This is a genomic window from Kribbella sp. VKM Ac-2568 (assembly GCF_004345365.1).
GTDB lineage: Bacteria > Actinomycetota > Actinomycetes > Propionibacteriales > Kribbellaceae > Kribbella > Kribbella orskensis.
On sequence record NZ_SLVF01000012.1, the window covers coordinates 293,150 to 308,435 of the forward strand.

Annotated in this window: 11 protein-coding genes; 5 read left to right on the forward strand and 6 right to left on the reverse strand. The window is 68.8% G+C overall.

Annotated features, from left to right (window positions below; all coding sequences use genetic code 11):
• Positions 1–175 precede the first annotated feature (175 nt).
• The 3 genes from secD to ligD all read left to right on the forward strand — a co-directional run bounded on the left by secD (position 176) and on the right by ligD (position 5,587).
• Complete coding sequence (gene secD, locus EV648_RS31990; protein WP_132298845.1) at positions 176–2,476, forward strand: protein translocase subunit SecD; 2,301 nt, start codon at positions 176–178, stop codon at positions 2,474–2,476.
• A gap of 163 nt (positions 2,477–2,639) precedes the next feature.
• The gene (locus EV648_RS31995; RefSeq protein WP_132298883.1) at positions 2,640–4,619 is read left to right on the forward strand and encodes an ATP-dependent DNA helicase; all 1,980 of its coding nucleotides are present in this window, start codon (positions 2,640–2,642) and stop codon (positions 4,617–4,619) included.
• Entirely contained in the window at positions 4,616–5,587 is a 972-nt protein-coding gene (ligD, locus tag EV648_RS32000; RefSeq protein WP_241995787.1) for a non-homologous end-joining DNA ligase, read from the forward strand. The genes EV648_RS31995 and ligD overlap by 4 nt, the downstream gene beginning before the upstream one ends.
• Before the next feature lie 177 nt (positions 5,588–5,764).
• Here the strand turns inward: ligD and EV648_RS32005 are convergent, their stop codons facing one another.
• Positions 5,765–6,277: a glutathione peroxidase gene (locus EV648_RS32005; protein WP_132298846.1), complete on the reverse strand. Its 513-nt coding sequence runs from the start codon at positions 6,275–6,277 to the stop codon at positions 5,765–5,767.
• A gap of 49 nt (positions 6,278–6,326) precedes the next feature.
• Positions 6,327–7,100, reverse strand: coding sequence for a transcriptional repressor LexA (lexA, locus tag EV648_RS32010; protein ID WP_132298847.1), 774 nt, complete (start codon positions 7,098–7,100; stop codon positions 6,327–6,329).
• A 388-nt stretch (positions 7,101–7,488) separates the two neighbouring features.
• Here lexA and EV648_RS32015 point away from each other — a divergent pair, with 388 nt between their 5' ends.
• Positions 7,489–8,010, forward strand: coding sequence for a LysM domain-containing protein (locus EV648_RS32015; protein WP_132298848.1), 522 nt, complete (start codon positions 7,489–7,491; stop codon positions 8,008–8,010).
• 62 nt (positions 8,011–8,072) lie between these two features.
• Here EV648_RS32015 and EV648_RS32020 read toward each other — a convergent pair whose 3' ends face one another.
• Positions 8,073–8,864 carry a class I SAM-dependent methyltransferase gene (locus EV648_RS32020; protein WP_158294114.1) on the reverse strand — a complete coding sequence of 264 codons (792 nt, stop codon included), beginning with the start codon at positions 8,862–8,864 and terminating at the stop codon, positions 8,073–8,075.
• Between the two features lie 42 nt (positions 8,865–8,906).
• Positions 8,907–11,879, reverse strand: a complete 2,973-nt coding sequence (locus tag EV648_RS32025; protein WP_158294115.1) for a BTAD domain-containing putative transcriptional regulator — start codon at positions 11,877–11,879, stop codon at positions 8,907–8,909.
• Positions 11,880–12,106: 227 nt separating this feature from the next.
• Between EV648_RS32025 and EV648_RS32030 the strand changes: the two genes are divergently transcribed.
• On the forward strand, positions 12,107–12,730 hold the full coding sequence (locus EV648_RS32030; RefSeq protein ID WP_132298851.1) for a LysE family translocator: 624 nt from the start codon (positions 12,107–12,109) through the stop codon (positions 12,728–12,730).
• Here the strand turns inward: EV648_RS32030 and EV648_RS32035 are convergent, their stop codons facing one another.
• Positions 12,731–14,056 (reverse strand): Gfo/Idh/MocA family protein, encoded by a 1,326-nt coding sequence (locus EV648_RS32035; RefSeq protein ID WP_132298852.1) that lies wholly within the window; start codon positions 14,054–14,056, stop codon positions 12,731–12,733.
• A 122-nt stretch (positions 14,057–14,178) separates the two neighbouring features.
• A complete protein-coding gene (locus EV648_RS32040; protein WP_199234925.1) occupies positions 14,179–15,129 on the reverse strand; it encodes a nucleoside hydrolase in 951 nt (316 codons plus the stop codon).
• Positions 15,130–15,286 lie beyond the last annotated feature (157 nt).

The following is a 15,286-nucleotide window of genomic DNA, read 5'->3' on the forward strand; positions in this document are numbered from 1 at the left end:
ATGTGCGACTTGTGCCCTGACAACCGGTGCAGGCTTGTACGACGGGTTGCCGCCGCCGCTCGCGGGGGACGACCCGGGGCTTGTGTTCGTTCGTACACTGAGCCTTTCCACTTCCAGTGGTCTGCTCTGTGTCACGACATCCGCACAGCGGGTGCCCACCTTCCGGAGGAAGTCAGTGAACCGGTCGTCCCTGGTCCGCGCGTTGTTCGCGTTCCTCATCCTCGCGGCGTCGACGTACACCGTGCTGACCGCCAAGCCCGAGCTGGGCCTGGACCTGCGCGGTGGCACCCAGATCGTGCTCGAGGCGAGCGATTCGCCCACGGTGAAGGCGAACCAGGAGACCACCGACAAGGCGCTCGAGGTACTGCGCCGCCGGATCGACGCGCTCGGTGTCAGTGAGCCGAGCGTGACCCGCCAGGGCGAGCGCCGGATCATCGTCGAGCTGCCCGGCGTGCAGGACCCGCGCGAGGCGGCGAAGGTGATCGGCAAGACCGCCCAGCTGACCTTCCACCAGGTGCTCGACCAGGTCGCGCAGAAGCCCGCCAAGCCGGCCGCGGGGGAGCTGTACCTGCCCAGCGACGACGGCGCCGGCCTGCTGCGGCTCGCCAAGCCCGCGATGACCGGTGAGAAGGTCAGCGGCGCCGACGGCCTGATCGATCCCGCGCAGGCGGCACAGGGCTGGTTCGTCCAGATGGACTTCAAGGACGACGGCGGCAAGATCTGGGCCGACATCACCGGCAAGGCCGCGTGTGAGCCGGTCGGGTCGCCGCAGCGGCGGGTCGCGATCGTGCTCGACAACGAGGTGATCACCGCACCGCAGGTCGACCCGAACGGCGGCAGCCAGCTCTGCAACATCGGCATCGGCGGCGGCACCAGCACGATCACCGGCTCCTTCACCGAGGAGGAGGCCAAGGACCTGGCCGCGCTGATCGAGGGCGGCTCGCTGCCGGTCCCGGTCCAGGTCATCGACCAGCGGGTGGTCGGGCCCTCGCTGGGCAAGGACGCGATCCAGGCGAGCGCGCTGGCCGGCATCATCGGCGTCGCGCTGACCGCCCTGTTCATCACCATCGTGTACCGCCTCGTCGGCCTGATGGCCGTCTTCGGCCTGGTCGCCTACGCGGGCCTGTCGTACGCCGCGCTGACCGCGCTCGGGGCCACCCTGACCCTGCCGGGTCTGGCCGGTTTCGTGCTCGCGATCGGGATGGCGGTGGACGCCAACGTGCTGGTCTTCGAACGAGCACGTGAGGACTACATCGGGGGCCGGACCGACGGGCTGCGCCGTTCCCTGCGCAGCGGGTTCCAGAACGCGCTGTCCGCGATCGCCGACTCCAACGTCACCACCCTGCTCGCGGCCGGACTCCTGTTCTTCCTGGCGGCCGGTCCGGTCCGGGGCTTCGGTGTCACGTTGAGCATCGGTGTGCTCGCCTCGATGCTGTCGGCGCTGGTCGTCACCCGGGTGCTGGCCGAGTTCGCCGTCTCCCGGAAGTTCGTGCTGAACCATCCGGGCATCAGCGGGATCGCCGGTCACGGCCGGGTCCGGACCTGGCTGGAGGCCAAGCGGCCGGCGTTGATGAAGCACAGCCGGCGCTGGCTGATCATCACCGCCGTCGCGATCGTCGTCAGCCTCGCCGGCGTCGGGATCCGCGGTCTCAACCTCGGCATCGAGTTCACCGGCGGGCGGCTGCTCGAGGTGAGCACCGCGCAGCAGATCACCCCGGACCAGGCCCGCGCGGCGGTCGCCGAGGCGGGGTACCCGAACGCGGTGGTGCAGGCCTCCGGCACCGACGACATCACCGTCCGGACCGGCACGATCAGCGACGACGAGGCCGAGAAGATCCGCGAGTCGATCTCCCGGATCGGTGGCGGCACCGAACTGATCCGCAACGAGAGCATCGGCCCGTCGCTCGGCAGTGAACTGCGCGACAAGGCGCTGATCGCGCTGGGAGTCGCGCTGCTGGCCCAGTTGGCGTACCTCGCGGTGCGCTTCCGCTGGACCTTCGGCGCGGGTGCCGTGCTGGCGCTGCTGCAGAACGTCGCGGTGGTGGTCGGCGTGTTCGCCTGGACCGGCAAGCCGGTCGACGGCATCTTCCTCGCGGCGATGCTGACGATCATCGGTTACACGGTGAACGACTCGGTGGTGGTGTTCGACCGGATCCGCGAGACCCGGAACGCCCGGTCCACCGAGGCACTCGGGCCGGTGGTCGACACCGCGATCGTGAACGTGCTGCCCCGGACCATCAACACCGGTATCAGCACGCTCTTCATCCTCGCCGCGCTGCTGTTCCTCGGCGGTGACTCGCTGGGCGACTTCGCCCTGGCGCTGCTGCTCGGCATCCTGGTCGGCACCTACTCCTCCAACCTGACCGCGGCCCCGCTGCTGGTCGAGCTGGAGAAGCGCTATCCGGCCCCGCCACCCCGCCCGAAGGTCAAGCAACGGGACAGGGACGCCGAACCCGACCGCGGCGCCGTCGTCTAGAACGCCACCTTGTGGGCCTCACTCCTTCCGAGGGGTGGGGCCACAGACTTTCACCTCGTCGGGAGGAGCGCGCGTCGTACCAGAAGCGGCTTGTCCACAGGGTCGGGGCCCGTCGCCGAAAACTGTCCCCGAACCCGGCTAGGGTGATGCGGTGGGTGTCGAGGTGCGGGAACTGCTGGAGGCCGCGGTCTCCGGGATCGGTGGTCAGACGCGTCCGGGTCAGGTCGAGATGGCCGAGGCGGTGAACGGGTCCATGCACGACGGATCCCACCTCCTGGTCCAGGCCGGCACCGGCACGGGGAAGTCGCTCGGCTACCTGGTGCCGGCGTTGATCCACGCGGTCGAGGAGCGCCGGGTCGTCGTCTCCACCGCCACGTTGACGCTGCAGTCGCAGCTGGTCGACCGCGACGTACCGGCCCTGCTCGACGCCACGGAGAAGCTGCTGCCACGGCGTCCGTCGTACGCGATCCAGAAGGGCCGGAACAACTACGCCTGCCTGCACCGGATCCGCGAAGGCGCGCCGGACGACGACGGCATGCTGATCGACGTGCCGCCGGCCGGCCCGATCGGCCAGCAGGTGCTCGAGCTGCGCGACTGGGCCGAGCAGCAACTGCTCGACGGTGAGGCTGGCGACCGCGACCACGCGCCGTCCCACCAGTACCAGGCCTGGCAGCAGGTGGCGATCGCCGCGCGCGAGTGCCTCGGCGCGCAGAAGTGCCCGTACGGCGAGGAGTGCTTCGCCGAGAAGGCCAAGGAGCAGGCGCGCAAGGCCGACATCGTCATCACCAACCACGCCCTGCTGTCGATCGACGCCTTCGAGAACCGCACGGTGCTGCCCGAGCACGACGTGGTCATCGTCGACGAGGCGCACGAGCTCCCGGCCCGGGTCACCGGCGCGGCCGGCGACGAGCTCTCGCCGCAGATGGTCGAGCGCGCCGCCAAACGCGCCCGCCGGTTCGTCGACGACGACAAGGCCGATGACCTGATCGACGCCTCCGACGCGTTGCGCGCCGCCCTGGAGGAGACCCGCGAGGGCCGGATCGAGGCGTCCAACGGGGTGGTGCTCGAGGCGGCGGCGCTGGTCCGGGACGCCGCCCGCGGGATCTACTCCGACCTGAACAAGAAGTCCGACGACAAGGACGACGACCCGGACGGCGCCAAGCGGCAGTCGAAGGGCGCGGTCAAGGAGATCTTCGACGTCGCCGAGCGGGTGGCCGCGCTGAGCGATCTCGACGTGGTCTGGATGGTCGACCGGGACCGGTTCGGCCGCGAACTGCGGATCGCGCCGCTCACCGTCGCCGGGCTGCTCCGCGAACTGGTGCTGAAGGACCGGACCGTCGTGCTCACCTCGGCGACGCTCACGCTCGGCGGCGACTTCGACGCGATCGCGCGGCAGGTCGGCCTGCGCCCGGCCGACAAGCTCGATGGCGACGACGAGATGCCCGAGGTTGACGACGAGTCCGAGACCGGCCCGCTGCCGTGGCGCGGGCTCGACGTCGGCTCGCCCTTCGAGTACGAGAAGCAGGGCATCCTGTACGTCGCCAAGCACCTTCCGCCGCCGCATCGCGACGGGCTCGGCAAGAAGCAGTTCGAGGAGATCGTCGACCTGATCACGGCCGCGGGTGGCCGCACGCTCGGGTTGTTCTCGTCCCGCCGGGCGGCCGAGGCGGCGACGGCTGCCGTCCGCGAGGCAACCGACCTGAAGGTGCTGTGCCAGGGTGACGCGCAACTGGGGGAGTTGTCGCGCGAGTTCGTGGAGGACCCGGAGACCTCGCTGTTCGGGACGCTCTCGCTCTGGCAGGGCATCGACGTACCGGGCTCGACCTGCAACCTGGTGATCATCGACCGGGTGCCGTTCCCGCGACCGGACGAGCCGCTGATGGCCGCCCGGCAGCGAGCCGTGGACGAGGCAGGCGGGAACGGGTTCATGGCCGTCGCCGCGACCCACGCCGCGTTGCTGCTCGCGCAGGGGACCGGTCGTCTGATCCGCCGGACCACCGATCGCGGCGTGGTGGCGATCCTCGACCCGCGCATCGTCACCGCCCGGTACGGCGGCTACCTGCGCGCCTCCTTGCCGCCGATGTGGCCGACAGCCGATCGTGAGAAGGTGCTCGGCGCCTTGAAGAGACTCCAGGACTCGTGAGTCCCGCGTCCGGTCCCCCGGTGCTGCCGATGATGGCGGCGGTCGGCCCGATGCCGTCCGGGGCGGACTGGTCGTACGAGATGAAGTGGGACGGCATCCGGGTGATCGCCGAGGTCGACGAAGGCGTCTGCCGGCTCTGGTCGAGGAACAGCCGCGACGTGTCTGGCGGTTACCCCGAGCTGCTCGGCCTGGCGAACGCGCCGGGCCTGGTGCTGCCCGCAGTACTGGACGGGGAGATCGTCACGCTCGACGAGAACGGGGCACCGTCGTTCGGGCTGTTGCAGCGGCGGATGCACGTGCGCGATCCGCGACACCTCGCGCAGTTGATCAACCAGGTGCCTGTTTCAGTGCGGGTTTTCGACGTGCTCACCTTCGACGGAAAGTCGTTGCTGGACGCAACCTACGACGATCGGCGCGGACTGCTGGACTCGCTCGACATCGGGGATCCGTTCTGGGAGGTGCCACCGGCGTACGCGGACGGTGACGAGGCGCTCGAACTGTCGGCGTCGACCGGTCTCGAAGGCGTGGTGGCCAAGCGGCGCAGATCCCGCTACCTGCCAGGGAAACGCAGCCACGACTGGGTGAAGGTGAAGCCCATCCAGACGCGTGATGTGATCCTGTGTGGCTGGCATCCGGGGGAGGGGAACCGGGCCGGGCGGATCGGCTCGCTCTACTGCGGCGCTTACACCGAGCCCGGCGGCGAACTCGTTCTGATCGGCAAGGTCGGCTCAGGTCTGGACTTCGCAATGCTCGAGGTCCTCAGCGCGGAACTGGCCGCCCTCGAGATCGACCGACCACCGTTCGACGCCTCCTCGGTCCCCACCCCGGACCGCCGCGCCGCGCACTGGCTCGACCCACTCCTGGTCGCCGAAGTCGCCTTCTCCGGTTGGGCCGGCGACGGCCGCCTTCGCCACCCGGTCTGGCGTGGCCTCCGCCTGGACATCGACCCGGAATCAGTGGTTCTCTGACCTGCCCATCAGTCAGGACCAAACGCCAAAGACCAACCCAGAGAGAAATGCGCCAAGAGGGAAATGCGTTCTGCCTCACTTGCCCATGGTGAGATCTACCGCTGGCTGACTGAGACAGTGATTCACGGTGTGTCTCAGCAAATCGGGCAACGATTCCACCTGCCGTGGGCAGAACGGTCAATCGTTCGATTCCCGCCGGCTCGGCGCTGGAACCGCGAGAGCAGCCTCGATCTTGTCCGCGAGTTTCTCCGGCGTGTGGGTCGGCGCATACCGCGCGATCACGCTACCGTCGCGTGCGATCAGGAACTTGGTGAAGTTCCACTTGATCCGCCCGCCGAGAAGGCCGCCCTGCTCTCGCTTCAGCCAGTTGAACAGCGGAAGCGTCCGGGAGCCGTTGACGTCGATCTTGGCGAACATCGGGAACGTCACGTGATAGAGCGTCGAACAGAAGTTCGCGATCTCGTTCTCGTCGCCTGGCTCCTGGTGGCCGAACTGGTCGCAGGGAAAGCCGAGCACCGAGAAGCCCTGTTTGCGGTACGTCTTGTACAGCTTCTGGAGCCCGGAGTACTGCGGTGTCTGGCTGCACTGCGAGGCCGTGTTCACCACCAGGAGCACCTGGTCGCGGAAGTCGGCAAGAGACTGTTCATTGCCTTCGATCCGGGTGGCGCTGAAGTCATAGACAGTCGTCATAGTCTCAATCCTGACATGACACGCCCGACTCCGCTCGCCGTCTGCGATGTCAGACACGCCGCAGAACTGTTACGACCTTCCCGAGAATCGTCGCGTCCTTGCCGTCGATCGGCTCGAAAGCGGGGTTGTGCGGCAGCAGCAGAATCTGGTTCGAGGTCTTCTTGAACGTCTTCACGGTAGCCTCGCCGTCGATCATGGCAGCGACGATGTCACCGTTGTCAGCGGTCTGCTGCTGGCGCACCACGACCCAGTCGCCGTCGCAGATCGCGGCCTCGATCATCGACTCACCCTTGACCTTCAGCATGAACAAGGTGCCTTCGCCAACCATTGCCCTGGGCAACGGGAAGACCTCCTCGATGTCCTGCTCCGCAAGGATCGGGCCACCGGCGGCGATCCGGCCGACCACCGGAACGTAGGCGGCGGCCGGGTGCGCGTCACCGGCACCCGTCTCGTCGTACGACGTCTGCCGGACGGCGCCGAGGGAGCTGCGCCGGGCCGCGTCGGCGACCTCGCCGGGGTAGCGGACCTCGATGGCGCGCGGGCGGTTCGGGTCGCGGCGGAGCAGGCCCTTCTGCTCGAGCACGCGCAACTGGTGCGACACCGAGGAGGAACTCGTCAGGCCGACCTTCTCGCCGATCTCCCGCATCGAGGGCGGGTAGCCACGGCTGTCGACCGAGTCGCGGATGACGTCGAGGACACGCCGCTGGCGAGGCGTCAGGCCGGTCGCGTCGGCCGGGCCGTCGGGTAGCTCGGACACGGTCTTGTCGGAGACCTTCGCAGTGGTGCGATCGTCCTTGCTGGAACCGCTCGGCGTCCTGGCCATCGGTGGCAACTCCTCGGGTCGGGCCGGCGGTCGGGCACCGGCCTTGCTTTGTCGACTGAGAAGACCGTAGACCGAATCCTGAGATTCTTCAAACATCTGTTCGAAGGCGTGTCGGTTCGCACGTTTGTTCGCGTGTCAGGTTATAGAGCCCCGCCGACAGGGAATTTCCACGGCGTGTCCTGGTCGGAAATGGTTGCGTACACCGCGTCTGCCGGTTAATCATTCGTACAGGCGTTCGATCGAACAGGTGTTCGGGCCGGTCGAACGGCCGGCGGTCCGGGAGTCCCGGCGAGGTGCTCGCCGAAAACTGTCGGACCCGGCCGGTAGACAGAGATCGACAGCGAACGACACCGCACGACGAGGACTGAACGAGGGTCTGGAGGATCCGATGAGCACAGCGGCTCTGGCGTCAGGGGCTCTGACATCAGGTGCGACGGCGAAGGCGGCCCCGTCGCCCGACGTCGACGGCACGCGTCAACGCCGCCGGCCGAGGATCGCCGGGACGACGACCGAGCCGCTCCCGGTGCGGGCGTGCTCCGGTGACGAGCTCGGGCGCCACGTCCAGACCCGGAGTGCCGCGAGCCGCCGGACCACCGCCGAGATCGAGCCGTCGGCCCTGCAGCTGACCCGCCGGGGCCGGATGGTTCTCACCGCGGTCTCGGTGCTCGTCTTCGGCGCCGCGATCGCCGTCCTGGGCCTGCGGATCGCCGGAGTGCTCGACAGTCAGCCCCAGTTCGACCACACGATCCGGGTGGAGGTCGGCGCCGGCCAGACACTCTGGTCCATCGCCCAGGAAACCAACCCCGAAGAGAACCCCGCCGTCGTCGTCGAGCAGATCGCCGACCTCAACAACCTCCGCAACGCCGCCGACGTCATCCCCGGCCGCACCATCGAGGTCCCCATCCGCTAGCTCCGCAGAGGCTCAGCCCGCGCCCCGGAGTACGGGCGCCAAGTCCTGCCGCCTCTTCGCCGTCAGTGCGGCGGGCGTTGCCCGGCCGTGCAGACGAACTGGTAGAACCAGGCGCGGAAACGCGGATCCAGCATCAGATCCCGATAGCGGGACAGTTCGGTCGGAGTGGCTCCGAGGCCCAGCAGCAGTGGTTCGGCCTGCTGGTTGAGATTGCGGTGCAGCAGGCATCCATCGCCACCACCTGTGGTGGTCTCCGAGTACTCCATCGCCTGGACGTTTGCGAGGCCCGCCTGCTCCATCCGGCCCTGCACCTTGTGGGCCCAGTCGAAGTCGATGCCTCGGGTCGGCCCGAGCACCTCGTGGGACAGATACATCATCCGTTCCCACAAGGTCCGGTCCTCGTCGGTCGGTGCCGAGACGACCTTCAGCGGTCTCCCACTGAATTCTCCGAGCACCAGCCAGCCACCCGGCGCCAGCGCGTTGACGAGCGTCTCGAAGACCTTCTCCCGCTGCGGCAGGTGCACGAGGACCAGCCGGGCGTGGATCAGATCGAAAGGCCCGTCCACCGGCAGACCGTCCACGATGTCGTGGCGGTGGACCTCGATCCCTGGTCCTTCGACGAGATGGTCGGTGGCGATGTCGACCGCGACGACTTTGCCCGTCGGGCCGGTCCGCTCTGCCAGCCAGCGGGTGATCGACCCGCCACCGGCTCCCAGGTCGAGGCACCGCTGACCGGACCGGACGCCGATCGCCTCCAGAAGACGGGTGGTCGGTCCGTCGAGCACGTTCTCCAGGCAATCCATGTGATGGCGGCCGAGATCTGAACTCGTGTCGAAGATGTAGTCCTTTTCCATCCCGCCACCCTCAGCCACTCGTCGGCCCGCGGTCATCGGTAATCACCCGGATCTCTGCAGCGCCCAGGCCATCAGTTGGTAGCGGTTGGTGAGGTCGAGCTTCTGCCTGATGTGTTCGAGGTGCGATTCCACCGTCCGTCGCGAGATGCAGAGTGCGGCGGCGATCTCGTCATTGGTCCGGCCCTGGCCGGTGAGCTCGGCGACCTCGCGTTCCCGGTCGGTGAGCGGGCGATCGGCAGGGGTGGGAACGGCGAGCGCCTCCGCCATCAGCCGCTCAGGCGGCAGTGTCTGCCCCTCAGCCATCAATCGCTCAGCCGTCCTGGCGCCGGCCTCCTCGCGCGCACGTTCGACCACGGCCTCGCAGTACGCCGTCATGGTGCCGGCCATCCGGCCGCCGCGTCGGCTGAGCGCCTCGGCCGCACCCGCGAGCCTCAGCGCGCAGAGGATCCGCCCCTCGGCTGCTGCCAAGGTCGTGGCGGCCCACAACCATTCCGGATCTTCAACCAGCCCGTCGGCCTTGCGGAGATCCTCGATCACCAAGCTCAACTGGTGCCGATGCTCGGCGACATCCCCGGTCACCGCGGCGGCGAACGCAGTACCGAGTCTGGCGGAGACGCCGAGCGCGTCGGCTCCGGTCGATTGACTGGCCTTCAGGGCCTGGAGGTAGCACTCGCGCCCGCCCTGCCAATCGCCGTCCTCGTACTTCGCGAGGCCGAGCACGGTGAGCGCCCAGCCCTTGCCTTGTTCGTCGTCGTGATCGTGGAACAGCGCGATGCTCTGAGCGCAGAGCTTCCGGGCCCGAGCGGTGTTGCCCGTGGTGCTCTCGACCAGGGCCAGGTTGCGCAGTCCGCGGGCGGCGTCCAGTCCGTTTCCGAACTCGCGGGCGAGCGAGAGACTCTCCTGGTACGCCTCGCGCGCTGCTGGGTAGTCCCGTTGGCGCCAGGCGAGCCGGCCGACTCGAGCCAGCGCGGCCGCGCGGAGACGCGGATCCTCGGCGCCGCGATCCAGCAACTCCTCGAGCCGGGCGCGAGCACCGTTGATCCGCCCACGCTGCTCCCAGAAGTACGCGAGGGCCGTGCTCAGTTCGAGCCCCAGATCGGTTGGCTGCGATCGCGCCCAGTTCGCCGCGGCCAGCAGGTTGCCCGCCTCCCGCTGCAGTTCGATCAGCCCGGCCGGGCGGTTCGGGCCGCGCAGCCCGGCATCGCAGCGACGTGCCACGGCGAGGAAGTGCTGGGCGTGCCGTTCGCGGATCAGGTCGGCTTCACCTCGCGCCGCGAGCGCCGTCTCGCCGTACTGGCGCAGCGGCTCAAGCATCCGGTACCGCGTACGCCCGGCCGCGGCGGGCTCTGCCAGGACCAGCGAGTGGTCGACGAGGACGGTGAGGGAGCCGAGTAGGTCCGCGCCTAGCTGGGCAACAGCTTCGGCGGCGCTCAGGTCGAAGCCGCCGACGAAGACCGAGAGTCGATCGAAGAGGAGGCGGGCTGGCTGCGGGAGCAGCCGTCGACTCCATTCCACCGTCGCCGTCATCGTCTGTTGCCGATCGGATGAACCGGTGCCTCTCGACAATGGCAGCAGAGCATCCAGCCGTTCGAGGATCTCCGGTGGCGAGAGCACCCGATTCCAGGCGGCGGCCAGCTCGATGGCCAGCGGCATCCCGTCGAGACGCCGGCAGATCTGCAGGACGTGCTCGCCGGCGGCCGCGTCACCGAGTTCAACGGCAACCAGACCGGCGCGATCGGCGAAGAGTTCCAGCGCTGGGCCGTCGTCGAGTGGTGGCAGTCTGAACAACTGTTCCCCGGCAACCCCCAACGGCACTCGGCTGGTGGTCAGGATTCGCACCGACGGGCAAGTGGCCAGAATCCTCCCGGCCAACTGTGCGGCCGCATCAACGACGTGCTCGCAATTGTCGAGAACGACCAGGGACTTGGCGTCCGACAATGCGGTCACCAACGCCTCCGTCGTCGACTCACCGGGTTTCTCGCTAATGCCGAGCGCCGAAGCCATCGCGCCGACGACCGCCCGCTCGTCCGACACCGCGGCAAGCTCCACCAGCCAGACACCCTCGAAGCACCCGGTGCGAGCAGCAAGCTCCGTGGCCAGCCGAGTCTTTCCACCGCCCGGAGGTCCCGCGACCGTCACCAGGCGCGTTTCAGCCAGCAGCCGATCCGCCACCCCCAACTCCGACTCCCGCCCGAAGAACCGCGTCAACCCAACCGCCGGCCCAGTAGTGATCGGTCTGTCGGCCGCGAGGCCAGGTGCGGGCGGGCTCGGCTCGTCGAAGGAGAGTGAGGGCTCGGAGAGCAGTTGGCGGTGGACGGCCTGGAGTTCGGCGGATGGGCTCGCTCCGAGGTTCTCGGCGAGCAGGGACCTCACCGCCTCGTAGCGGTCTAGTGCCTCGGCTTTCCGTCCGTTTAGTTTCAGGGCGATCAGCAGCCGCGTCCAGAGTGGTTCGCGCAGCGGGAAGCGCTCGGTCAGGCTCAGCAACTCGCCGACGCAAGCGCCCGACGAGCCGGCCGCCAGATCGAGGTCGACTCGCCGCTCGTACGCCGCGAGGTAGCGCTCGACGAGATCGGGGGAGACCTGTTGCTCGACCCAGTCGGACAGCGACTCACCGAAGGGATCTCCGCGCCACAGGGCCAGCGCCGCGCTCAGAAGACGCCGTTCCTCGGCAGAGTCCGGAGTGCCATCAGCCTGCTCGACCAGATCACGGAACACCAGCACGTCCACCGCGGTGTCCGGCACCCGAAGCCGATAGCCCGTCGGCTCGGTAGCCACCAGGTCGTCGCCGAGCACCCGCCGCAGCCGGCCGACGTACGTCTGGAGACTGCCGCGGACTCGCTCCGGCGGCCTGTCGTCCCACAGCCCGAGCGCCAGCGAGTCGAAGGAGACCGTGCGCCCGGCAGACAGGGCCAGCAAAGCCAGCAGCGCACGCACCTTGCGGCCCGGAAGTAGCACGGGATGCCCGGACAGCGACACCTCGAAGGGGCCGAGCAGACGGATCTCAGGACCGGTCATCAGCACCCCCAGGCAGATGACGTCGTCGCTGGAAAGGGTGTTCCGATCGTAGCCGCGGCAAGGTTCACCGAGTTCCCGAGCAACCCGCCCATGCTCGGCTGTCAACCCTCGGAGCACCAAGTGACAGCGAATCGGCATCCGTTCGGCAGTGGTCGTCCGTACCTTCTCCCACAGCGCGGCACCACGGGTGCCGCAGCTCTGACCGGGGGATCTTGATCGGGGGATCAATGCAAACCAGTACCGTCCTGACCTTTTGCGCCGCGACGCTGGCCGTCCTGCTCGTGCCAGGGCCGTCCGTCGCCTACGTCGTCGCCTGCGGCATCGAGCACGGCCGAGTCGCAGCCCTGTACTCCGTGCTCGGCCTGGAGACCGGCGCTCTCCTACACGTCGTCGCGGCCGCACTGGGCCTCGCGACCCTGCTCGCCTCCTCGGAGACGGCCTTCCTCATAGTCAGGTACGCCGGAGCGGCCTACCTGATCTGGCTGGCAACTCGACAGTTCAGCCGCTGCGGGACCCGGACGACGATCGCGCGACACCGGCGTGGTTCCGTGACGCACCTGCAGGTGTACCGCGACGGCGTACTCGTCGACCTGCTCAATCCGAAGACAGCCCTGTTCTTCCTCGCGTTCCTGCCGCAGTTCGTGCATCCCGGCCGAGGACCCGCAGTACTCCAGGTCGCAGTACTGGGAGGCCTGTTCGTGCTGCTGGCAGCCGCCTGCGACACCGCGTACGCCGTAGCGGCGGGCGGGTTGGCGACCAGGATCCAGGCGTCGCCGACCTGGCAGCGAGGCATCCGCAAGACCACAGGCGGGGTCTACCTGGGTCTTGCGGGCCTCGCTGCCTTCAGCTGATCAGCTCAGCAGGGAGGAGACCCTGACGACCTGACCCGTCTCGAAGGACTGGTTGGCGGCGAGGCCGATCAGGAGCGAGCGGGCGCCGTCCTCGTGGTCCGCGCTGCGGCCGAGCGGATCCTCGCCCGGGTCACCGAACAGGGACTCGAGCAGCCGCGCGTCGCCACCACCGTGGCCCTGACCGAGCTCGCCGTGCAGCAGGGTCTGCGGCGGCTCCCAGAGCGGGTGCAGCGTCAGCAGCGCCTCAGTCTCACCCGGCTTCGCATCACCGTGCTGTACTGCGGTCGCGTGCTGCTGGTCTGCGGGCGGAGTCGCGAAGGTGTTCTCCCGGACGAGCAGTTCGAGCCGGCCGGCGCTGCCGTTGAAGCCGATCCGGTAGCCCTCCCAGGGCGAGTACGCCGTGAGGTGGTAGCTCAGCGACGCGCCCGAGGAGTAGCGGACGAGCACCGCCATGTCGTCCTCGATCGTGATGCCCGGGCCGAACACGTTCTGGTCCCGGTGGTAGCCGTCGTCGTGCTCGGCTTCCAGGTAGAGCTCGCGCAGTTTGTCGTTCGCGGCGAGCTTGATCGCGAACGGGTCGTCCGCCGCCTCCGGCGAGCTGTCGGCCCGGTCGTAGGCCCGGGCGAGTCCGCGGCGCTTGCCGTTCTCGTCGCCGTAGAAGAAGAGCTTCCCGTCGGCGAACACGGTCTCCGGCTCGGAGGCGATCCACCAGTTGACGAGGTCGAAGTGGTGGGTCGCCTTGTGCACCATCAGGCCACCGGCGTTCGCCTTGTCCCGGTGCCAGCGGCGGAAGTAGTCGGCGCCGTGCCGGACGTCGAGCAGCCACTCGAAGTGCACCGAGCCGATCTCACCGATCGCGCCCGAGGCGAGCACCTCGCGGACCTTCGCGTGCACCGGGTTGTAGCGGTAGTTGAAGGCGACCCGGACCGATCCCGGCGCCTTCTCCGCGGCGTCCAGGATCCGCCGGCAGCGCACCGGGTCCATCGTCATCGGCTTCTCGGTGATCACGTCGAGCCCGGCCTCGAGCGCGGCCACGATGTAGTCGTCGTGGGTCCGGTCCATCGACGTCACCAGCACCACGTCCGGCCGCTGCTCGTCGAGCATCCTGGCGAAGTCGGCCGCGGCGTACTGCGGGACGGCCGGGTACCCGTGACGTTCGGCCAGCCAACGGTTGTGCACGCTCATCCGGGTCGGGTTGGTGTCGCAGAACCCGACCAGCTCGGCACGATCGGCGTACGGGCCGGCGAGGGCGCCGACGAAGGTCTCGGCGCGGGCTCCGAGCCCGACTACGGCGTAGCGGCGACGACTGGTGGGAGTACCGGACAAGGCGTGGCTCCTAGCTCGGGCGGAAGACTGCAAACGTTTGCAATGCAACCACGAGCCGTCTTGTGCGAACAAGGAGCTGTCCGAATCCGGTCGCCTCAGCCGAGGGTGTGGTGCCAGAGGCCTCAGCTGACGGTGTTCAGCCAGAGGTCGGCATACCGCCGCCCGTCGACCGCGGTGGACACCTGGACGACGGTCGGCGCCGGTCCGAACGGGTCGCTGGACAGGTCGCCCGACCAGTCACGCGTGTCCACGATCGTGCGCCCGCGCGACCAACTGCCGGACAGCTCGACGCGCAGCGGGAAGGGCGACGTGGTCAGCCCTGCCGGGTCGATCACGGCGCAGACGGCGCCACCGTCACCGATGCTCGCGCCATCCGATTTGTAGAGCCGGCTCCGCTTCTCGATCAACGCCCGAGCCAGGTCCGCCGACGGAGAACCACCCAGCGCCTGAGCCTCTTCGCGTGAGATCACCACGTCGTAGAACACGTCGAGCCCATACATGGTCAGCGGTACTCCGAGGGCGCCCGCCGCGCTGAGCACGATCGCGGCGGCCTCTGGGTCGGTCCAGATGTTGAACTCGGCCGAGGCGGTCGCGTTGCCGATCCCAGCCGCGCCGCCCATGAAGACGATCTCGCCAAGTCCGTCAGCTACCTCCGGATGAGTCCGTAGCAACAAGGCGATGTTGGTCATCGGCGCCAGCGGGATCAGCGTCACCCGCTCGCCCTTGCCGGCCGCCTCCAGCAGCACATCGCGGAGCAACTCGACGGCGTGCCGCTCCTCCGCGATGCGGTTGGAGCGAGGCCAGTCCAGGTCGCCGAGCCCGTCCGCTCCGTGCACGTGCGGGGCGGTTCGTACCGGCTGCAGCAGCGGCAGCGCGGCGCCGCGCGCGACGGGGACGTCCGGACGCCCTGCTGCCTCGAGCACGGTGAGGGTGTTGAGTACGACCTGGTCGATGCCGACGTTGCCGCCGACGCAGGTCACCGCCCGGAGGTCGAGGTCGGGGTGGCGGGCGGCGAGCAACAGGGCGCAGGCGTCGTCGAGTCCGGTGTCGACGTCCAGGATGACCGGCTTCATGCCCCACATCCTCACCTATCGGGGGAGCCACGCGGCCGGCGTTGCCGTGAACGTGTGGACCGTCGACGCCCGCCGCCGCGGGTCTGAGCGCAGTACGGCGGCAGCAGATCGTGGCCGAGGCGAGAGCGCTTCGCTGAGCGATCACTCCGGGCGGGCG

Bases quoted from the DNA above. Each gene is read 5' to 3' on its own strand.
- EV648_RS32005 (WP_132298846.1), bottom strand. From the start codon at position 6,277: ATGACGACTGTCTATGACTTCAGCGCCACCCGGATCGAAGGCAATGAA.
- lexA (WP_132298847.1), bottom strand. From the start codon at position 7,100: ATGGCCAGGACGCCGAGCGGTTCCAGCAAGGACGATCGCACCACTGCG.
- EV648_RS32015 (WP_132298848.1), top strand. From the start codon at position 7,489: ATGAGCACAGCGGCTCTGGCGTCAGGGGCTCTGACATCAGGTGCGACG.
- EV648_RS32020 (WP_158294114.1), bottom strand. From the start codon at position 8,864: ATGGAAAAGGACTACATCTTCGACACGAGTTCAGATCTCGGCCGCCAT.
- EV648_RS32025 (WP_158294115.1), bottom strand. From the start codon at position 11,879: ATGACCGGTCCTGAGATCCGTCTGCTCGGCCCCTTCGAGGTGTCGCTG.
- EV648_RS32030 (WP_132298851.1), top strand. From the start codon at position 12,107: ATGCAAACCAGTACCGTCCTGACCTTTTGCGCCGCGACGCTGGCCGTC.
- EV648_RS32040 (WP_199234925.1), bottom strand. From the start codon at position 15,129: ATGAAGCCGGTCATCCTGGACGTCGACACCGGACTCGACGACGCCTGC.